Raw genomic sequence first — 19,500 nt, 5'->3', positions numbered from 1 at the left:
CCCTGCTGCGTTAAGAACAGGCTGGATCGCCAGCCCGGTCGGCAAGCCGCTTGCGGCTAATGCACTTCAGTGCGGCCCGAAGGGCGAGCGGAGCGAGTAATGCTGATGTACAAAAGTACACTCCGCTTTCCCGCCTGTTTTGACCAGCCGAAGGCTGTTACTAACGTAGCGCCTTGCATGATCCTAGCTCGCGAGCTTTTCGCGAGTGTTGAAGGGTGGGTTCCGAGCTTTTTTCGTGCCATTATCCGGCGCAGAAGAATGCCGAGAATGCCCATGCTGGACGAGCTACTCCAACGTGTACGCGATTACAGTCCGCGCTTCATGGAAACCCAGGAGGGCTTTCCCGAAGCCGCGGTGCTGGTGCCCATCACCCGTAGCGACGAGCCCGACGTGGTGCTTACGCTGCGTGCCAGCGGCCTGTCCACCCATGGCGGCGAAGTCGCCTTTCCCGGCGGCCGCCGCGACCCGGAAGACCGTGATCTGATCGAAACCGCGTTGCGTGAGGCCGATGAGGAAATTGGCCTGCCGCCGGGGCTGGTGGAGATCGTCGGTCCGCTCAGTACCCTGGTTTCCAGGCATGGCATTCAGGTCACGCCCTACGTCGGGGTGGTGCCGGACTTCGTCGACTACCAGGCCAACGACGGTGAGATCGCCGCGGTGTTCTCGGTGCCGCTGGCGTTCTTTCGCAACGACCCCCGCGAGGTCACCCACCGTATCGATTACCTCGGGCACAGCTGGTACGTGCCGAGCTATCGCTATGGCGAGTACAAGATCTGGGGGCTGACGGCGATCATGCTGGTGGAGCTGGTCAACCTGGTTTACGACGCCGACATCGACATGCGCCGCCCGCCCGAACATTACGTTCACCTCAAGTGAGCCAGCCTGCGAGACTTCCGTCATGAAATACCGCCTGGGCAATGCCCGCGTCGACCAACACCCGCAGAGCTGGATCGCCCCCAACGCCACGGTGATCGGCAACGTGCGCCTCGATGAGGGCGCCAGCGTGTGGTTCGGCGCCGTGCTGCGTGGCGACAACGAACTGATTCATATCGGCGAGAACAGCAACGTGCAGGACGGCGCGGTGATGCACACCGACCCGGGCTCGCCGCTCACCCTGGGTACCGGGGTGACCGTCGGCCACAACGCCATGCTGCACGGCTGTACGGTGGGCGATTACAGCCTGGTCGGCATCAACGCGGTGGTGCTCAATGGGGCGCGCATCGGCAAGCATTGCATCATCGGCGCCAATGCGCTGATCGCCGAGGGCAAGGAAATCCCCGACGGCTCGCTGGTGGTGGGCTCGCCCGGCAAGGTGGTGCGCGAGCTCAGCGAGCAGCAGAGGAAGCTGCTCGAAGCCGGCGCCGCCCATTACGTGCACAACGCCCGGCGCTACGCCGCCGAACTGGCCGAGCAGGACGACTGATGCGGACCCTCGAGCGTCCGGTCGCCTCGCCCTGCGTGCATGTCTGTGCGCTGGATGAAGAAGACATCTGCATCGGCTGCCAGCGCAACGTCGACGAGATCACCCGCTGGAGCGCCATGGAGAACGACGAGCGCCGCCAGGTGCTGCAGCTGTGCCACGAGCGGGCCCGCGACAAGGGCATCCTGCTCTGACCCGTTAGTCGTTGCGCGCGCCGCCGAACGCCGCGCAGCCACGCATCAGCTTGCCATTGAGGCGCAGTTGGGCGCTCATGTGCTGCACCGCGCCGCTCATGCTGTCCACGCAGCGTTGCGGCGCCAGCCACAGTTCCACGCGCTCGCCATTGGCTTCGCTGGTCAGGTTGATGCGGCCCTCGGGCAACTGCTCTTCCATATAGGGCAATGCCAGCGGTTCACGGTCGGGCCCGCTGAGCACCATGCCCTGATTGCTTACCGTGACGCTCCAGAACGGCTCCTGGCCGGCGGCGCGCACCAGTGTGCGTTTGAAGTTGGGGTCGTCGCAGCCGTGGCCTTCGGGTTGCAGGCGGTATACCCGGCCGACCTGCATCGCGCCGTCGGCGCCGCTGATCGGGGTCGAGCCCATGAGCCCACGCAGGTCGGCGAACAGCGCCGAGTGGCCATCGCCCAGCAGTTCGCTGGCATCCTGGGTGATGGTGGTGGTGCCCTCGGTGATCGCGAAGCGCCGTGGATCCTCGCAGGGCTTGAGCCACAGCTGGCCGTTCTCGCGGGTCAGTTCGCCCTGCAGGCGGGTCTGGGCTTTTTCCACGTCCACGGGTTTGCCCGTATACACCGCACAACTGGCGAACAGGGGCAGCAGGGTGAACACTAGGAGTTTACGGCTGATGTGCATGGGGCTCTCCGACTGGCGAGCGGCCACGTTACCGAGGCCGCCGGGCAATCTCAAGGAGACCAGCGATGATTTGCTGCAAGCGGGTGTATGAACCCTATGGAGAGGGTGACGGCTATCGAGTGCTGGTCGATCGGTTGTGGCCGAGGGGCCTGAGCAAGGAGCGGCTGCAGCATGACGAGTGGCTGCGTGAGGTGGCGCCATCGGCGGAGTTGCGCCGTGCCTTCGCTCACCGGGCCGAGGCGTTCGAGGTGTTCAGCCAGGGCTATCGCCGCGAACTGGCGGCGCACCCGGAGTATTGGCAAGGCCTGCTGGTACGCGCCGCAGCAGGCAAGCTGACGCTGCTGTACGCCGCCCGCGACAGGGAGCACAACAATGCCCGCGTGCTGCAGGAGTTTCTCGAGGATGAACTGGATCGGCGGGGCGCGAGCAGCTCGCCAGTGTGTTATGCCGGTGAGCTATAGGGCCTAGACCCTGTTTACGATCATTCGCCGTGATTGCGCAGGTAGTGACTGCAACGTCGCGGAAGCGGCCGGTCGGCCACGTTAGGGAGGCTGGTGATTATCTGTGGGAGCGGGCCATGCCCGCGAAATAATAGGCATAGCCCATTCCCACGATGGGGCCAGCATTACCGAGTTGTTTATGCGCTCGGTTCCGCTCTGACGAGCGGGTTACTTTTGGCATTGCCCCAAAAGTAACCAAAAGGTCTAGCCCCGACATCCGGCCCCGGCCTCGCCGGGGTTCCCTCGCTTCATCATTGTTCCGAGGGCACGCCGCGAAGGGCCATCCTTGGCCCATCGCGGCTTTCGCGACATCCATGTCGCTCAACCCTCTCCACAACGATTCCACTCGGCCTCCTGAAGGCGCCATTGGCGTGGTCAGTTATTTTTGCGCAAGAAAGACATTACAAAGCCAGCGATGACCGTCCGCTTTTGCCTTATTGCAGCCGGTTCACCGGATCCAAGTGCCTGGAAACCAGATGATCGTTAACGGGGTTCGACGCCAACGGGACGCATGAAGCTGCGCTCGTAGCTGAGAATGCAGCGGTTCTGCTGGGCGTAGGCGAAGGCGGCCTGGCACTCTTCGTCCTGCATGGAGCGCTCGCGGTAGTCCTCGTAGGCGGCCAGGCTGGGAAAGCTGAAAAGCGCCAGGGCCACGTTGTTGGCACCTTCGCTAGGCAGGAAATAGCCGTGGTGCTGGCCGCCGAACTTCTCCACCAGGGGAATCCACAATTTGGCGTAGTGCTCGAATTCGGCCAACTGGTAGGGATCGATGATATAGCGCAGGTAACAGGTGATCATGGTCTTCTCCTTGACGGGGCGAGCAGCATAGCCCAGCTCGCCGAAGCCCGGCACCAGGCTCAGCCGAAGGTGTCGCCAAGCATCTTCAAGGTCTCGTAGGTGTTACGCAGGGTGTTGTCCTTGGCGAAGACGCCGAGGTAGATCAGCAGGCCATTGGGCAGCAGCAGAAAAACCGCCAGCCACAGGTTGAAGGCCGTCGCGATCAAGGCATACAGCGACCCGCCAACCGCCAGCACCATGATCACCAGAAAGACGCAGCGCAGGGCCGTGAAACTGCGGCGCTCCAGATCGATCGGCGTAACGCTTTCCATGGCGGCCTCCGTCAGGCGCTCAATAGTCGTTCCAGCAGCCATGAGGCTGCCGGGCCCAGGGGCCTTACGCGAGACCAGACGACATCGACCGGTACCTGCTTCGGCCAGCCATTGACCGCCAGCTCATGCAGGCCCTGGTTACCGTGGCTCTGCACCAGTTGCCGGGGCAGGGCGGCCCAGCCGAAGCCCAGGGCGGCCATTTCCAGCAACAGCAGGTAGTCCGGCGCCGACCAGCAGCGCCCCCCGCTGCCGGGCAGGTCATCCAGTTCGCCGGGGTGGTCCGCCACGCTGCTCAGGCGCAGCACGCGCCAGTGCATCAGGTCTTCGAGGGTGACGCGAGGCAGTTGGCCGAGCGGGTGCCCCTTGGCGACGAACAGGCCGAAGTCCGCCGCGTCCGCCAGGCTCGCGTGGGCCAGCTCGGGCGGGTAGCTGGCCTGGGCGGCAAGCAGGCCCAGGTGGGCGCGGCCCTGGCCGACCAGATCCAGCACATCGGCGTGTTCGGCGAAGAAACACTCGAACTCCAGATCCGGGTAGCGCTCATCCAGCTCGCTCAGGCGCGCCTGGTACTGGCTGGCCTGATAGGCGTCGGAGAGTACCAGGGTCAGCTTGGGCTCCAGGCCCGCCGCCAGCTGGCTGGCCTGGCGCAGGAGGCGGTCCGAGGCGGCCAGCACGTCCTGCACGCGGCTCAGCAGGCTGCTGCCGGCTTCGGTCAGGGCCAGTTGCCGGGCGCCGCGCACGAACAGGGTGACGTCGAGGTCGACTTCGAGGCGCGAAATTGCCTCGCTGATCGTCGACTGGCTCTTGCCCAGGCGCCGGGCCGCGGCGCTGAACGAGCCCGTGGCTGCCGCCTGGGCGAAGGCCTGAAGGGATTCGGGAGATAGATTCATATCGGTTTAACCGATGGCAGTTAACTTTCAGCTCGCAGTTCTGCCGATGAGAATAGCGCCATCGATCCTACCTAGCGAGTCTGAAATGAAGCCGTCCACCGTTGCCCGGCGCTCCATGAAAGAGCGCGTATTACACGCCACCCTGTTCGAACTGATCGCCGTGATGGTGTGCGCACCGCTGCTGGCCTGGGCGATGGGCAAGTCGCTGGCGCACATGGGCGCCCTGACCCTGATGTTCTCGGCCATCGCCATGCTCTGGAACATGATTTTCAACATTCTGTTCGATGCCGCGCAGCGGCGCATGGGTTTCGAGCGCGGCCTGTGGGCGCGAATCAGCCATGCGCTGCTGTTCGAGGCCGGCCTGATCCTGGTGCTGGTACCGCTGGCGGCGTGGTGGCTGTCGATCAGCCTGGTGGCGGCGGTTTTCCTGGATATCGGGCTGATCCTGTTCTTCCTGCCCTACACCCTGGGCTACAACCTGGCCTACGACAAATTGCGCGAGCGCTATGTCAGCCGGCGTCAGGCCCGCACGCTGGCGTGCTCCTGAGGTGCGAGCGGGCAGGGCCGTCAGTCCTGGCCGGCTTGTGGCCAGCTGGCGGCTGCCACTAAGCTGCGCGGTTTCGTTACCCCGAAGAGTCGGTATGGCCACGCAAAGCATCATCGTCCCGCGCATTTCCAGCTTTCCCGGTCACGAGCGCAAGGCGCAGCAGATCCTGCGCTGGCTGGCCAAGCGCGATATCGTCGAGGCGCTGCCGACCACCTGCGGGCGCAGCGGCATGGCCTACGCCATCGCGCCGGGGGCGAGCCGGGTGGTGGAGGCGGCCGGGCAGTTGCCATTCGCCCAGCCGGTCAACGGCCTGGAGGTCATCTACCGGCGCTGCATCTATACGCCCACCGAAGGGTTTCTCGAGGAAGCCGGTTGCCCGGAGTGCCGGCAGGAGATCGGCGAGGCGCTGTTCGAGAGCCTGGATGAGTGGATGCCCGGCGAAACCGACAACTTCGCCTGCCCGCTGTGTGGGCATGAAGACGACATCAACGGCTTTCTGTTCCTGCAGCCCTGCGGGTTTTCCAACCTGGGCTTCATCTTCAACGGCTGGGCGCAGGCGCGCTTCACGGCGAGCTTTCTCGAAGAGTTCGCCGAGCGGCTGGGCTATCCGGTGACCGTGGTAGAGGCTTGAATGAGGCGTCGAGAACTCGTCGAGGGTGACGAATTCAAGGAGGAAGGGGAGCTCTTCCTTGAGCCTGAGATAATTCAGGCTACGCGAATGCGCTTCGGTTCCCTGCTCGCCGAGAATCATTTCGGTTAAACGCCGAACGGTCGATCGCCATTCTTTACATTGAGTGACAGAGGCTGACTCGGTATAATGGCGCGCTTCCAATTTTCCCGCCTGGGAGCCCCCGCCATGCTGCGTATCAGTCAAGAAGCCCTTACCTTCGACGACGTTCTTCTCATTCCCGGTTTCTCCGACGTTCTGCCGAAGGACGTAAGCCTCAAGACTCGCCTTACCCGCGGCATCGAGCTGAATATCCCGCTGCTTTCCGCAGCCATGGATACCGTCACCGAAGCCCGCCTGGCCATCGCCATGGCGCAGGAAGGTGGCATTGGCATCATCCACAAGAACATGACCATCGAGCAGCAGGCTGCCGAAGTGCGCAAGGTCAAGAAGTTCGAGTCCGGCGTGGTCAAGGATCCGATCACCATCGAGGCCGACGCCACCGTGCGTGACCTGTTCGAGCTGACCCGCCAGAACAACATCTCCGGTGTGCCGGTGCTGAGCAACGGCGACCTGGTCGGTATCGTCACCTCCCGCGACGTGCGTTTCGAGAATCGCCTGGACGCCCTGGTGCGTGAAGTGATGACCCCCAAGGAGCGCCTCGTCACCGTCAAGGAAGGCGCTGCCAAGGAAGCCGTTCGTGAAGTGCTGCACAAGCACCGCATCGAGAAAGTACTGATCGTCGATGACGCCTTCACGCTGAAAGGCATGATGACCGTCAAGGACATTGAAAAAGCCAAGGCCTACCCGCTGGCCAGCAAGGACGACCAGGGTCGTCTGCGCGTTGGCGCCGCGGTCGGCACTGGCGCCGATACCGGCGACCGGGTTGCTGCCCTGGCCCATGCTGGCGTCGACGTGATCATCGTCGATACCGCCCACGGTCACTCCAAGGGCGTGATCGAGCGCGTGCGCTGGGTCAAACAGAATTTCCCGGATATCCAGGTGATCGGCGGCAACATCGCCACCGGCGCTGCCGCCCTGGCCCTGGCCGAAGCCGGCGCTGACGCCGTGAAAGTCGGCATCGGCCCGGGCTCGATCTGCACCACCCGTATCGTCGCCGGTGTCGGCGTGCCGCAAATCTCCGCGGTGGCCAACGTTGCCGCTGCGCTGGAAGGCACCGGTATCCCGCTGATCGCCGATGGCGGCATCCGCTTCTCCGGTGACCTGTCCAAGGCCATAGTCGCCGGCGCGTCCGCCGTGATGATCGGTTCCATGCTGGCCGGTACCGAAGAAGCGCCGGGCGAGATCGAACTGTTCCAGGGCCGTTCCTACAAGGCCTACCGCGGCATGGGCTCGCTGGGCGCCATGTCCCAGGCCCAGGGCTCTTCGGATCGCTACTTCCAGGATTCCTCGGCCGGTGCCGAGAAACTGGTACCCGAAGGCATCGAGGGCCGTGTGGCCTACAAGGGCGCCATGGGCTCCATCGTCCATCAACTGATGGGCGGCCTGCGTGCCTCCATGGGTTACACCGGTTGCGCGACCATCGAAGAGATGCGCACCAAGCCCGAGTTCGTGCGTATCACCGGTGCCGGCATGGCCGAATCCCACGTCCACGACGTGCAGATCACCAAAGAGGCCCCGAACTACCGGGTGGGCTAAAGCCCACCAGCCCCAAGTTCCAAGCGGCAAGCCACAAGCCATCGAGCGTGTGGCTGCCGCTTTCTTCGTCAACTTGCAGCTTGCAGCTTGCAGCTGCCTCGCAGAGGCACCCATGGCCCTCGACATTCACGCTCACCGTATCCTGATCCTCGATTTCGGTTCCCAGTACACCCAGCTGATCGCCCGCCGCGTGCGCGAGATCGGCGTGTTCTGCGAACTGCATCCCTGGGACATGTCCGACGAGGACATCCGTGCCTTCGCCCCGCGCGGCATCATCCTCGCCGGCGGCCCGGAGTCGGTTCACGAGGCCAACAGCCCGCGTGCGCGCCAGGCCGTGTTCGACCTCGGCGTACCGCTGCTGGGCATCTGCTACGGCATGCAGACCATGGCCGAGCAACTGGGCGGCAAGGTCGAAGGTTCCGACCTGCGCGAATTCGGCTACGCCCGGGTCGACGTGGTCGGCAAGAGCCGCCTGCTCGACGGCATCGAAGACCATGTCGACGCCGACGGCGTGCTGGGCCTGGACGTGTGGATGAGCCACGGCGACAAGGTCACCCAGCTGCCTGGCGAGTTCAACGTGCTGGCCAGCACCCCGAGCTGCCCGATCGCCGGCATGTTCGACGACGCCCGTGGCTACTACGGCGTGCAGTTCCACCCCGAAGTGACCCACACCAAGCAGGGCGGTCGCATCCTCACCCGCTTCGTGCAGGACATCTGCGGCTGCGAAGCCCTGTGGACGCCGTCCAACATCGTCGAAGACGCCATTGCCCAGGTGCGTGAGCAAGTCGGCGACGCCAACGTGCTGCTGGGCCTGTCCGGCGGCGTCGACAGCTCGGTGGTCGCCGCGCTGCTGCACAAGGCCATCGGTGATCAGCTGACCTGCGTATTCGTCGACAACGGCCTGCTGCGCCTGCACGAAGGCGATCAGGTGATGGCCATGTTCAAGGAGAACATGGGCGTCAAGGTGATCCGCGCCGACGCCGAGCAGCAGTTCCTCGACAACCTGGCCGGCGAAGCCGACCCGGAGAAGAAGCGCAAGATCATCGGCCGTACCTTCATCGACGTGTTCGATGCCGAAGCCAGCAAATTGGACAACATCCAGTTCCTCGCCCAAGGCACCATCTACCCGGACGTGATCGAGTCGGCTGGCGCCAAGAGCGGCAAGGCCCACGTGATCAAGAGCCACCATAACGTCGGCGGCCTGCCGGAGGAGATGAACCTCAAGCTGGTCGAGCCGCTGCGCGAACTGTTCAAGGACGAAGTGCGCAAGATCGGCCTGGAGCTGGGCCTGCCCTACGACATGGTCTACCGCCACCCGTTCCCGGGCCCGGGTCTGGGCGTACGCATCCTCGGTGAAGTGAAGAAGGAATACGCCGACATCCTGCGCCGCGCGGATCACATCTTCATCGAAGAACTGCGCAAGGCCGACTGGTACCACAAGACCAGCCAGGCCTTCGTGGTGTTCCAGCCGGTGCGCTCGGTGGGCGTGGTCGGTGACGGTCGTCGCTACGCCTGGGTCGTCGCCCTGCGCGCCGTGGAAACCGTGGACTTCATGACCGCACGCTGGGCGCACCTGCCCTACGAGCTGCTGGAAACCGTGAGCGGGCGCATCATCAACGAGATCGACGGCATCTCCCGTGTTACCTACGACGTATCGAGCAAACCGCCAGCGACCATCGAGTGGGAGTGATGTCGGGTCCTTCTGGGCTCATTGAGATGTATCGATAGCCAATTGCAACGTGTTGATTTAAAAGAAAATTCGTTGCAATGGTTATCGGGGCCTATCGCCGATTAGCAGAACGGATTGGCGGTAGCGGGGACGGTAGTAAACAGCGGTCGGATTGAGACCGTTCTGTTTACTATCCGGTCAAAACCGGTCTTTGACGGTAAATCGCTCCTTGGGAAAGCTTGCCCCGTGCGGCTTTCCCGGCATCAACAGGTCTCCTGACCCTTGACGGTAAAAGCCGTCATGAACAGGAGTAAAAACCTCGATGCTTACTGATACCAAACTGCGCAATCTCAAGCCCAAGTCCAAGCTGTACAAGGCTTTCGACCGCGATGGTATGTACGTGACGGTATCGCCTACCGGTACCGTCACCTTTCGCTACGACTACCGTCTCAATGGACGCCGAGAAACGCTGACCATCGGGCGCTATGGGCCAACTGGCATTTCCCTGGCCATGGCTCGCGAGAAGCTGCTCGATGCCAAGCGCATGGTCGCCTTTGGCAAGTCTCCCTCCCTGGAAAAGCAGCGCGCAAAGCGACGCCTGAACGCTGCCAAGAATTTCGGTGAAACGCTGACGAAGTGGTTGGCCGGTGCGCGCATGGCCGACAGCACGCGCGCGATGCGCAAAAGCATCATCGACCGAGACATCCTGCCGGTCTTCGAGAACCGGCTGCTGACCGAAATCACCCCTGACGATCTGCGAGCACTGTGTGCCAAGGTGAAGGCTCGAGGGGCACCGGCAACTGCGGTCCATATTCGCGACATCGTGAAACAGGTCTACGCGTTCGCGATCCTGCATGGCGAGAAGGTCGAGAATCCGGCTGACGACGTTAAGGCGTCTTCCATCGCCACTTTCGTGCCGAAGGACCGGGCACTGAGCCCGACCGAAATTCGGCTGGCCTTCCATCAACTGGAGACTATCGCCGCGTATCCCACGATTAAGCTGGCCTTGCGGCTGGTGCTGCTGACCTTGGTACGCAAGAGCGAGCTGATCGAGGCAACCTGGGACGAGGTGGACTTCGAGAACGCCACCTGGACGATCTCCAAGGAGCGGATGAAGGGGCGTAACCCGCACGTTGTCTACCTGTCGCGCCAGGCCTTGGACATCTTCGTGGCGCTGCACACCTGTGCGGCTGGTTCCCGGTACGTATTGCCCTCGCGCTATGACATCTATCGCTCCATGTCGCACGCCACCCTGAACCGCATCACCCAGCTCATCGCCTCCCGTGCGAAGGAAGCAGGCCTGCCGTTGGAGCCGTTCACCGTCCACGACCTGCGCAGGACGGGTTCCACGCTGCTCAACGAGGTGGGCTTCAACGGCGACTGGATCGAGAAATGCCTGGCTCACGAGGATGGTCGCTCCTCTCGCTCGGTCTACAACAAGGCCGAGTACGCGGAGCAGCGCCGGCACATGCTGCAGGAGTGGGCGGACATGATCGACGCTTGGATCGATGGCCGCACTCATGTTCCCCAGCTGCTGCCGGACAACGTCGTAGTGCCGGTGCTGAGTGCCACGGTTTAAGGAAAGTGCAAGGTTGTCAGTTGACAACCTTGCCGGTCGTGCGAATACTGGAGATCACTGATGACCCGTCCTTCTCACTCGAAGAAAGAGGTCGAAGAAGCACTCAGGCATGCCGAAGAGCAGGGCTGGCGCATAGAGCTGGGTGGTAGCCACGCTTGGGGACGAATCTACTGTCCCTACAACGATGAAGAGTGCCGCTGCGGCGAGTTCTGCATCACCAGCGTGTGGAGCACACCGAAGAACCCAGGCAACCATGCGCGTGCCCTTCGGCGCGTCGTCGACAACTGCACCACGCACCGTAAGCAGCGGCAGACCGCTGAGGGCGCAGAGGAGTAGCGCTATGGAATACATCTTCACCCTGAAATACCAACTGGCCGACGATGACCGTGACCCGGAAGCGTTGGTCGAGCGCCTCGGCGAGGCCGGCTGCGACGATGCTTTGATTGGCATTGGCCAGCCAGGTCGCCTGGCGTTGGAGTTCACCCGCGAAGCGGAGAACGCTGAGGCGGCTGTGTGCAGCGCACTGGCTGATGTGCGCAATGCCGTACCGTCGGCCAGGCTGATCGAGGTGGCGCCAGATCTGGTCGGACTCACCGATGTGGCGGAGATCGTCGGTGTGTCGCGCCAGAACATGCGCAAGCTGATGTTGGCTTATCCGAGCAGCTTCCCGACGCCGGTACATGAGGGCAGTGCATCGATCTGGCATCTGGCAGACGTGCTGGCCTGGCTACAGGCCAAAGGCAGCTATCTGCTGCCTGGCGGTATCTTGGACGTGGCTCAGGTGGCCTTGCAGGTCAATCTGGCCAAGGAAGAACGGCGGCTAACGCGTCCCGCCTCCAAGGAACTGCAAGCCCTTGTCGGATGAGGACGGCGCCGACTTCATGCTTGGTTTGAGCCCGCCCGGACTGGGCGGGTTTTCCTCAGGTAAACATCCGGCTTGCTGATATTGACCCGAGGCGCCCGCTTGCGCTCCTCGACCCAGGCCTCCACCTCGGCCAGATCCCAGACCACGCAACGTGGTGTCAGGTTGAAGCGGCGGGGGAACTCACCGCGACGTTCCATTTCATAGATCGTTGATTCAGCCAGGGGGACGATCTGTCTCAGCTCATGCTTGCGAATTGTTCGCCGGAAGGGCAGGGGGCTACCCTTCGGAAACTGCGGAAGCGACTCGTAGGCTTCCGTGCCCGGTAAGGGAAGGGACTGGTCAGAGTCTGTATCGAGAACCTCGGTAGTACGCGAAGAAGTATCCATCTCTATCTCCATGATTACGCTCCATGGTGAGATGGTGGATGCCGGTATTTATCGGAACAACATGCTGTGGCGTAGTCTGGTGCAGAGGCTGCTTCCGGCCCAGGCTGTGTTGAAGCTCCCCCTCAGTTCTGGGGGGCGCGTTGCGAACCGTGGGCCAGAGGATTATGAGTTGCCTAGAAACGCTGCAAGCCCAGTAAAATCGGGCGTAGCCTAGCGCAGGTGCAGTTAGCTGAAAGTAGCGTTGTAGAGCGGGTTAAACGTAATTTGGCGAGAACTGTAAAAGCTGGGCACTGTACTGTCAGTGTACGATTTTTGTACCGTCGAGACTTCTGGAACCAAGAGCCCTGCCTCCTCGCTGACTGGAAAGGCAGAGCTTGCTTTTATCCCATCATCGCTATTTGCGGCCCTTGCTTAGGGGGCTGAGGTGCTGGGAGAGATATTATTTTGAAAGGGCATTCAGCTCGATATAGTCTGCGCTCTGATAGCTAATGCTGGTGTGAATTTCCTCCCCGTTTCGCCCTCGAATCCAGTTGGTATGGTCACATCCGCCAGCTTCTATTTTAAAAAAATCATATGAATAGCCCTCGCTGAGAAACAAGGCTCTAAGTGCAGGGTAGTTATCGGAATTGTTGTCGCGCAATATCGCGTTATCAAAACATGACTCCCAGTGTTCAACTCCATCCTTCAGCATTGCGACATAAGTTTCAGGATGCTGAAGGGCTATTTTTTTGAATTCGATATTTCTATAAGTCATTATTTTCACTTGTGTGGGGGTAAATATTTGTAGTCTGCAATAATCGTTGCCCTGCTTTGGCATCGCTTGTGTGAGGCGTTTTAGCCTATCCGAGTGATTCGTCGAAGTAGTCGCTGTCGAGTCTCGGCACCTTGTAGAGCTGCGAACTGACGCCAACCTCGTGATCCAGCATCAGGTTGACCAGGCGTTTGCCGTCGACCAGCACCAGCCCTTCGACCGAGCGGGCGAAGTCGACCGCCTGGGCGGTGAAGCCGGAGGTGGTTATGAATACGCCGCGCTTGGCTTTCTGGCCGGCCAGGGCGCCGTAGAAGGCTTGCAGGTCTGGGCGGCCGACCGTGCTTTGCCAGCGTTTGGCTTGCACATAGACCTTTTCTAGGCCCAGGGCATCCAGCGAGATCACTCCGTCGATACCGCCATCGCCGCTGCCGCCGACCTGCTGCAGGGCCTGACGGTTGGCGCCGTAGCCCAGACGATGCAGCACATTGAGCACGATATGTTCGAAACGGGTCGGGCTGGCTTGCAGCAGGTTGTCCAGCAGGTCGCCGGCGACACTGGCCCGCAGCTCATAAATTGCCTGTTCGAGGCGCTCCTGCGGGCTGCTGGTGGCAAGATTGGTTGGCGTCGGCGTGTCGTCGGTCTCGTCCAGCGAGGCGGCATCGGGGGCGGACTTCAGCTTCACGCTCATGAAATTCACCGCCAGATACTCGACCTGCTCGACGCTGAGCGGGGCCGGGTGGCTTTGGGCGAAGGCGAAACCTGCCTCGGTCAGCTTCCAATAGCCGCGCTTGGCGCTGCTGGAGTAGCCGGCGCGCTTGAGCCGATCATGTGCCCAGCCGGCGCGGTTCTTGTAGGTAGCTTGACCGCTGGCGATGGTTTCCTCGCGCTGAGCGCTGTTCAGATCAAGGGCGAGGGCCGCGCCTTCCTGGGTTTCCGCTGCTGTCGCACCGTTCGGGCGAGCCGCAAGAAAGCGCAGGACGGGTTCGATAAACTGGTCGTAGGTCGGTACGGACATTGGCTCTGTATCCTTACATGCGTGTTAGGCAAAGCTCGTCGGGCTCGCCCAGCCTCAGCGTTATCAGTGCAGGACTAGGGTTCCCTCAATAACGGCCCCTTTTTTCTTATCGACGGATACGGTTGAGTAACCACTAAAGTCGCTCACCACTTCGCTGTGTGGGTGTCTAAGGTTCTTCCGGGCTGGGTCGCTGCAGAATACCGCCATATGAGGATCAAATTGCGCGGCATGCCCTGCTGCCCAATTAGACCTAGCCCCGTGGTGGGGCACTTGCAAGCAGGCCAAGCTAGCAATTCGTGAAGGCCCTAAATAGGCAAATAGGGCATCAACGCTGCGCTGATCGCTGAGGTATCCGTCACCGGTATAAAGCACCGACAGTCGCTGTTGTGTCGTAGGACCAAACGGCAGGTTGATAGTGGCTTTTGTCTCCACGCCCCCTGGTCTCATGAAGGTAGAGCCAATCGCTTGAGATACGGTTACACGCCCAATCGGGCCTGCATACAGAAAGAGAGAGATACGGTTGCGCGCGTGAGCTGTATGGCCGGCTAGAGAGCTGTAGTGCCCTCTTATTGCCAATAGCAGCACGGACCGATGGAATTTAGAGCATTTTGGATTCAGCAACTGAGCCCCGAGGGAGCTGACATTAGCAATGAAGGCAGGTGGAGGTATAGGACACATATGAAGGTCGTTGTAAGGCATGAACTCCCAGAACTGAGAGACCTGGATCGTGCCCGCAGGTGCTAACTGCTTAATGCTATCTCTCTGGCGGGGATCAAGCGTTTTCAGTTCTTCGGAAAGATCGGCGTCCAGTTCCTGTTCTGTTGCAATATGACTTTGTCCCGCCTCTACCCAGGGCCTTGGCTCGTTGATCTTCTCGGAAGATCTCTCTGGCGGAGGGAGGCTGGCAGGCACTAATACGATGGTCTGAAGGCGCTCAGGAAAGCGATTCATCAGATAAGCAACGGGGTTCAGGTAGAAGTCCATGGTCTCGCTGTCCAGACGAACACCATCCATAAAGGCCAACTCAAGACGCTTCCACAGAGGGATTAGTGGCAGGAGTAGCGTTTGAACTGAAACGCGCTCGAGTAACTCGGTAAGCCCATTAATGTGATCGCTGTCGAAGTGAGAAAGCGTGACGAGATCAATGCTGCTGCCCAGCAGCAAAGACTCCATCCCGAAATGGTTGAGTTCGGGAAGCAGAAATTTGCTTATTGAGCTGCTCGTTCCACAGTCGTAGACCCAGCTGAATACCGGGGGCGTCCATGAGTGGAGTCGATAGTTATGGACAATCCGGCCAGATGTGAATAATCCCTGGCCCACTGGGTGGAATCGATAAGAAATATCGACCTTTCGAACTCCGCTCGTTAAAACAGTCATTCAGCGATTCCGCGCTTCGGTTGTGGTTAGCTTTGCTGGCGACTGTAAGGTAAAGAGTTGTCCGGTGTTGCTCACGCTGAGGCCTTTCTGCCGCGCTTGGCCTTGGGGGCGGCGGCGCGTTGGGCTTTGATGCGTTCCAGCAGCACGCTGGCCGGTTCGTCGTTCGGGTCTTGCGGCACCAGTTCGCCGCGGAAGGCTTTGGCCAGGATACTTTGGGTTAGATGGTCGATACGGCTTTTGGCCGAGGCGACTTTGGCTTCCAATTGGTCGGCGAAGGCGAATAGTTGTTCGACGCGGTGGACGATTTCAACCTGCTCAGCAGGGGGCGGAACGTGGACAGGGATTTCGTTCATGTTTTTCTGGTTCAGCTTCGGCTGGGCCGACCCACTGACCCACGGTGTTATATCGAGAGTATTCAGATAAATCGCCAAGTAAGTATTTGAATGCCCGGATGGGCTGGCAATTACGTGAGCATGATTGTTCACCCATATCTGTCCTTTGGCGATGAAGGCGAGAGGTTTAGCCCGAGTCAGAAGGTTTGCACCATCTTCACCAACCAGCACGAACTCACCGTCATGTGTATAGCCGTCGATTCTGTCGATCTGTCCTGTAGCACCGAAATAAGGATGATCCCCCTTCCGCGACTCGCGTTCTTTGGCTGAGATCGGCTTGCGAGCACCATCATGGTTCGCGGCGTAATTACCCAACGGGATCACAGACCAACCGGCTGGCATGTCGGCGCTGTGACTCTGCGGCAAACTATCCGACTGCAATCCACGCCACTCTTCCGTCAACCGCCCGGAAACTGCGGCGGCGAGGACGGATTGGCGGAAGCGTTTGAGCAGCGCGGGGATGCCGTCGATGCGGGCTTTGAGGGTATCGACCTGGGCCAGCAGTTCATCGAGTTTCTGGGCGATTCGGGTTTGTTCGGCGAGTGGCGGAAGGCTCACTTCATGCGCTTTTATCACCGCTTGTGAAATATTTGGTTGAGCCCCGCCTTTCCCTTTCTCGATGAATGCATCTTTTTCGTTCTGCAGCAGTCGGTACAGGAACTCTGAAGAGGTCAAACCTTCGATTGGAGCACCCACAGCACAGGCTTGGTTCGTTGCAGCATCCACTCCAAGAATGGCCGTTTTTCCGATTGTGGCCCCGTACATAGCAATGGCTACTGAGCCCGCAGGAAAGATCTTGGCGCTGGACCCACTCACGGCAGCTTCAGTGATGTTCTCTTCGGTGCTTTTCACATAGCGAGCATTTAGCTCGCCACTTTTAATCCAGGGTATTGAGCCACCGTAGAAGTTCGGCTCACTGCGAGACGGAGTTCCGCCTGATCCCCACGTTGCGATCTCTCCAAGTGAGGTCCTTGCCCACCCGCTTGGCAACTCACTCATTCCCCGTTCCCCTCAACCACCGCCAACCCCATCACCTCCGCCATCAACTGCTTCTGCGCCGCCACTTCATCACCAGCCCCCAGCGCCTTCATCAGCTCTTCCAACTCATGCAGGGCCTCGGTCAGTTCGGCCATGGCCTCACCGGCCAACACTTCCGGGGCGGGCAGGTCGGCTGCATCCAGGCTATCGGCATCCTTTAGCCAGCTGATATCCAGGGAGTCGCCGCGTTCGCGGATCTGTTCACGGGTAAACACTCGGAAGCGGCTGAGCTCGCCAATGCCTTCGACATTCTCGGCGCGCGAGCTATTGCCGTTGGGGTCATCGCCGTAGGCGTCCTCGAAGGGTTTGAGGTGTTGAGCACCAAAGGGGGTGCGTTTGCCGAAGCTGGGCATATTGCTGCGTAGGTCATAGACCCAGACGCGCTGGGTGCAGCCTTGTTCTTGTCGCGGGTTATCTGCGGTGCCTCTTTGGAAGAACAGCACGTTGGTCTTGACGCCTTGCGCATAAAAAATGCCGGTGGGCAGGCGCAGGATTGTATGCAAGTTGCACTTGTCCATCAGGTCGCGGCGCACCTCGGTGCCGACGCCGGCCTCGAACAGTACGTTGTCCGGCAGCACCACGGCGGCGCGGCCACCCGGTTTCAGACCGCGATAGATATGCTGCAGAAAGGCCAGCTGCTTGTTGCTGGTCTTGTAGGTGAGGTCGTCGCGGGTCGGGCCACCGCCGCCTTTGGCGGTGCCGAAGGGCGGGTTGGAGAGAATCACCTCGACCTTGGGCTGGCTGGCGCCGACCTGGCCAAGGGCATTGCCGAGGTGCACCACGCCTTCCTCGTCGCCCTCCATGCCGTGCAGCAGGGTGTTCATCAGGGCCAGGCGGCGCGTGCCGGGCACCAGTTCGATGCCGACAAAGGCCCTGTTGCGCTGGAAGCTACGAGCTTTCTCATCGAGGTCATAGAGGTCGTCGGTGTGGCGCTTGATATAGGCATCGGCGGCAATCAGAAAGCCTGCAGTGCCGGCGGCCGGATCCTGAATCACTTCGCCGGGCTGTGGCTTGATGCAGCGGATAATGCTGTCGATCAGCGGGCGCGGAGTGAAGTACTGGCCGGCGCCGGATTTGGTTTCGCTGGCGTTCTTTTCCAGCAGGCCTTCGTAGAGATCGCCGAGGCCATCCTGGCGGGCGCTGAACCAGTCGATGCCGTCTAGGCTCTTGATCAGTTGTTCCAGGTGGCGTGGTTCTTTCAGGCGCGTTTGCGCGTCGGCATAGATGGCGGCGATCAGCGGGTCGCTGTTCTTGCCCAGATCCAGCAGCATCTGCCGGTAGTGGTCGAGCAGGTTAAGACCGGATTTGTCGGTGAGATCCGGCCAGCGCGCGCCTGCGGGCAGCTTGTGCTCGAACTGGTTGCCGCTCTGGGCCTGTTCGTATTCCATCTTGATAAACAGCAGGAGCACCAGTTCGGTGACGTAGTCGCTGTAGTTGATGCCGTCGTCGCGCAGCACGTCGCAGAGGTTCCAGAGCTTCTGAACGATATCGGAGTTGGTCATGGGGTGATCTCTAATTGGCTCATGACGTGAGCCGAATACATCTGCTATTCGGCTCACGGGGAAATAGGGAGGCTTAGTCGGGTGTTTGCCAGAAAGGGTCGTTCTGCCAGTCGGGCGGAAAGCCCATGGCCCGTAGGTTGGTCTCTGGAAACTCTGCCAGTAAGTCGTGCAGACGCCTGTCCCAACTGGTATGCGGGCTAACCTGGCGCATCAGCAGGTTGAGGATGCACAGCACGGTGAACAGGCGGGCATGTTGTCCGGGTTGTTGCAGGTGTTGCGGCCAGGGGAAATTAACCGTCCGGGGTAGCTCGGGACGGATGCCCAACTCGCGGTTCCATAGGCGTGCGTGGTGCGCACAGATATTACGAATGGTGGTCAGGGTGTGCAGCCAGGATTGCAGTAGAGGGGCCGGTAGCTTCAGGCGTCTGGCGATGGCCTTTTTGTCGGCGTCGCGGGCCAGGCCCTTGAACAGGTGCGAGAGATCGCCCAGGGTGATTTCTTCCATGGCCGCCCAGGCGGGCATCAGGTCGGGGGTGTTGTACGTCAGGGCGTAATGGCGTGCATAACTTTCCTTGGCACGCATGCTCTTGAGTTGCTCTTTGCGGGCGTCAGAGGCTTGGGAGGCGTCGATACGCTGGCATTCGCGCAGATGATCCTGGAACGCCTTGTCCTGCTTGCTACGAATGCTGTCGAGCAGCGTCTGGTGCCGATAGCCGCGCTGGAAGAGCTTTGGCTCCAGATACCAGTGCGAGCCATATTGCGGCCCCATGTGGTTGCTAATGACGGCTCTGGCCGCGACTTCTATGCGCTCGATGGCATCCATGACCAGCAGGCGCAGGCGACGGTCGAAGTCATATAGACGGGTGAGTGCCTGCAGGCGGGTGCCGGGCTTGAAACCGTGGTCGGCATCTTCCAAAAGCTGGAATGGGCGCATGTAGGGCGTGAGGCGGAAGAAGCTGACCGCTTCCAGAAAGCAGTGCGCCTTGGCTTCGTCCTGGATGGTTAGTCCGCGCTGTTTGAGTAGGGTCAGCTGCGCAGGAATATCAATGGCTGGCTTGCTGAAGGGCTTCATGCGGAAAAACAATCGGGCATAAAAAACCCGCTCAATTTGTGCGTAGCTGCCGAAGCAACCATAGGCATGGCGGGTGTGTTACGTGAGAGGTTATGCACCAGTGCATCGTTTTGCAAGAGATTTGGCATTGTTTTGCAGGGTATTTGGCACTGCTCGGATGGACGGAAGGGCAGCACAGCAAAGCCTGCCGCACGT

The 19,500-nt window shown here is 60.9% G+C and carries 22 protein-coding genes; 11 read left to right on the top strand and 11 right to left on the bottom strand.

Annotation, left to right across the window (positions count from 1 at the left end; genetic code table 11):
• The first annotated feature begins 273 nt into the window (after nt 1-273).
• The 3 genes from SA190iCDA_RS18835 to SA190iCDA_RS18825 are packed head-to-tail and all read left to right on the top strand — an operon-like array spanning nt 274 to nt 1,614.
• Complete coding sequence (locus tag SA190iCDA_RS18835; RefSeq protein WP_070885773.1) at nt 274-876, top strand: CoA pyrophosphatase; 603 nt, start codon at nt 274-276, stop codon at nt 874-876.
• 22 nt (nt 877-898) lie between these two features.
• Nucleotides 899-1,423, top strand: coding sequence for a gamma carbonic anhydrase family protein (locus SA190iCDA_RS18830; protein ID WP_070885558.1), 525 nt, complete (start codon nt 899-901; stop codon nt 1,421-1,423).
• Nucleotides 1,423-1,614, top strand: a complete 192-nt coding sequence (locus SA190iCDA_RS18825) for a DUF1289 domain-containing protein (protein ID WP_070885557.1) — start codon at nt 1,423-1,425, stop codon at nt 1,612-1,614. Before SA190iCDA_RS18830 ends, SA190iCDA_RS18825 begins: the two co-directional genes overlap by 1 nt.
• 4 nt (nt 1,615-1,618) lie before the next feature.
• Here SA190iCDA_RS18825 and SA190iCDA_RS18820 read toward each other — a convergent pair whose 3' ends face one another.
• The gene (locus tag SA190iCDA_RS18820; protein WP_070885556.1) at nt 1,619-2,290 is read right to left on the bottom strand and encodes a COG3650 family protein; all 672 of its coding nucleotides are present in this window, start codon (nt 2,288-2,290) and stop codon (nt 1,619-1,621) included.
• Nucleotides 2,291-2,355: 65 nt separating this feature from the next.
• On the opposite strand from SA190iCDA_RS18820, the gene SA190iCDA_RS18815 reads away from it, so the two are divergent.
• Nucleotides 2,356-2,751: a DUF488 domain-containing protein gene (locus tag SA190iCDA_RS18815; protein ID WP_070885555.1), complete on the top strand. Its 396-nt coding sequence runs from the start codon at nt 2,356-2,358 to the stop codon at nt 2,749-2,751.
• Nucleotides 2,752-3,273: 522 nt separating this feature from the next.
• Here SA190iCDA_RS18815 and SA190iCDA_RS18810 read toward each other — a convergent pair.
• From SA190iCDA_RS18810 to SA190iCDA_RS18800, 3 genes are read right to left on the bottom strand one after another with little or no spacing between them, the layout of a single operon-like run.
• Entirely contained in the window at nt 3,274-3,588 is a 315-nt protein-coding gene (locus SA190iCDA_RS18810) for an NIPSNAP family protein (protein ID WP_070885772.1), read from the bottom strand.
• Between the two features lie 59 nt (nt 3,589-3,647).
• Entirely contained in the window at nt 3,648-3,899 is a 252-nt protein-coding gene (locus tag SA190iCDA_RS18805; protein WP_070885554.1) for a hypothetical protein, read from the bottom strand.
• Between the two features lie 11 nt (nt 3,900-3,910).
• Entirely contained in the window at nt 3,911-4,786 is an 876-nt protein-coding gene (locus SA190iCDA_RS18800) for a LysR family transcriptional regulator (RefSeq protein WP_070885553.1), read from the bottom strand.
• A gap of 85 nt (nt 4,787-4,871) precedes the next feature.
• Between SA190iCDA_RS18800 and SA190iCDA_RS18795 the strand changes: the two genes are divergently transcribed.
• The 7 genes from SA190iCDA_RS18795 (at nt 4,872) to SA190iCDA_RS18765 (ending at nt 11,772) form a co-directional block, all read left to right on the top strand.
• The gene (locus SA190iCDA_RS18795; RefSeq protein ID WP_070885552.1) at nt 4,872-5,333 is read left to right on the top strand and encodes a multidrug/biocide efflux PACE transporter; all 462 of its coding nucleotides are present in this window, start codon (nt 4,872-4,874) and stop codon (nt 5,331-5,333) included.
• Nucleotides 5,334-5,427: 94 nt separating this feature from the next.
• Nucleotides 5,428-5,964 (top strand): sugar ABC transporter ATPase, encoded by a 537-nt coding sequence (locus tag SA190iCDA_RS18790; protein ID WP_070885551.1) that lies wholly within the window; start codon nt 5,428-5,430, stop codon nt 5,962-5,964.
• A gap of 225 nt (nt 5,965-6,189) precedes the next feature.
• Nucleotides 6,190-7,659 (top strand): IMP dehydrogenase, encoded by a 1,470-nt coding sequence (gene guaB / locus SA190iCDA_RS18785; RefSeq protein WP_070885771.1) that lies wholly within the window; start codon nt 6,190-6,192, stop codon nt 7,657-7,659.
• A 112-nt stretch (nt 7,660-7,771) separates the two neighbouring features.
• Nucleotides 7,772-9,349, top strand: coding sequence for a glutamine-hydrolyzing GMP synthase (guaA, locus tag SA190iCDA_RS18780; RefSeq protein WP_070885550.1), 1,578 nt, complete (start codon nt 7,772-7,774; stop codon nt 9,347-9,349).
• Between the two features lie 301 nt (nt 9,350-9,650).
• Nucleotides 9,651-10,907, top strand: a complete 1,257-nt coding sequence (locus SA190iCDA_RS18775) for a tyrosine-type recombinase/integrase (protein WP_070885549.1) — start codon at nt 9,651-9,653, stop codon at nt 10,905-10,907.
• Between the two features lie 60 nt (nt 10,908-10,967).
• Nucleotides 10,968-11,243 carry a hypothetical protein gene (locus SA190iCDA_RS18770; RefSeq protein WP_012019489.1) on the top strand — a complete coding sequence of 92 codons (276 nt, stop codon included), beginning with the start codon at nt 10,968-10,970 and terminating at the stop codon, nt 11,241-11,243.
• A gap of 4 nt (nt 11,244-11,247) precedes the next feature.
• Complete coding sequence (locus tag SA190iCDA_RS18765; protein WP_070885548.1) at nt 11,248-11,772, top strand: helix-turn-helix transcriptional regulator; 525 nt, start codon at nt 11,248-11,250, stop codon at nt 11,770-11,772.
• A 14-nt stretch (nt 11,773-11,786) separates the two neighbouring features.
• On the opposite strand, the gene SA190iCDA_RS18760 is transcribed toward SA190iCDA_RS18765, so the two are convergent.
• From SA190iCDA_RS18760 to SA190iCDA_RS18730, 7 genes are all read right to left on the bottom strand, one after another.
• On the bottom strand, nt 11,787-12,170 hold the full coding sequence (locus SA190iCDA_RS18760) for a helix-turn-helix transcriptional regulator (RefSeq protein ID WP_070885547.1): 384 nt from the start codon (nt 12,168-12,170) through the stop codon (nt 11,787-11,789).
• 427 nt (nt 12,171-12,597) lie between these two features.
• A complete protein-coding gene (locus SA190iCDA_RS18755) occupies nt 12,598-12,912 on the bottom strand; it encodes a hypothetical protein (RefSeq protein ID WP_125482540.1) in 315 nt (104 codons plus the stop codon).
• Between the two features lie 85 nt (nt 12,913-12,997).
• Nucleotides 12,998-13,924, bottom strand: coding sequence for a restriction endonuclease (locus SA190iCDA_RS18750; protein WP_070885546.1), 927 nt, complete (start codon nt 13,922-13,924; stop codon nt 12,998-13,000).
• Nucleotides 13,925-13,987: 63 nt separating this feature from the next.
• Nucleotides 13,988-15,301 (bottom strand): hypothetical protein, encoded by a 1,314-nt coding sequence (locus tag SA190iCDA_RS18745; RefSeq protein WP_139159471.1) that lies wholly within the window; start codon nt 15,299-15,301, stop codon nt 13,988-13,990.
• Between the two features lie 71 nt (nt 15,302-15,372).
• A complete protein-coding gene (locus SA190iCDA_RS18740; protein ID WP_070885544.1) occupies nt 15,373-16,692 on the bottom strand; it encodes a restriction endonuclease subunit S in 1,320 nt (439 codons plus the stop codon).
• On the bottom strand, nt 16,689-18,233 hold the full coding sequence (locus tag SA190iCDA_RS18735; protein ID WP_070885543.1) for an HsdM family class I SAM-dependent methyltransferase: 1,545 nt from the start codon (nt 18,231-18,233) through the stop codon (nt 16,689-16,691). Before SA190iCDA_RS18735 ends, SA190iCDA_RS18740 begins: the two co-directional genes overlap by 4 nt.
• 73 nt (nt 18,234-18,306) lie before the next feature.
• Nucleotides 18,307-19,305, bottom strand: coding sequence for an Abi family protein (locus SA190iCDA_RS18730; protein ID WP_070885542.1), 999 nt, complete (start codon nt 19,303-19,305; stop codon nt 18,307-18,309).
• Nucleotides 19,306-19,500: the final 195 nt, after the last annotated feature.

It is taken from the genome of Pseudomonas argentinensis, assembly GCF_001839655.2.
In the GTDB taxonomy this organism is placed as follows: domain Bacteria; phylum Pseudomonadota; class Gammaproteobacteria; order Pseudomonadales; family Pseudomonadaceae; genus Aquipseudomonas; species Aquipseudomonas argentinensis_B.
This window is presented reverse-complemented; position numbering and strand designations above follow the sequence as displayed.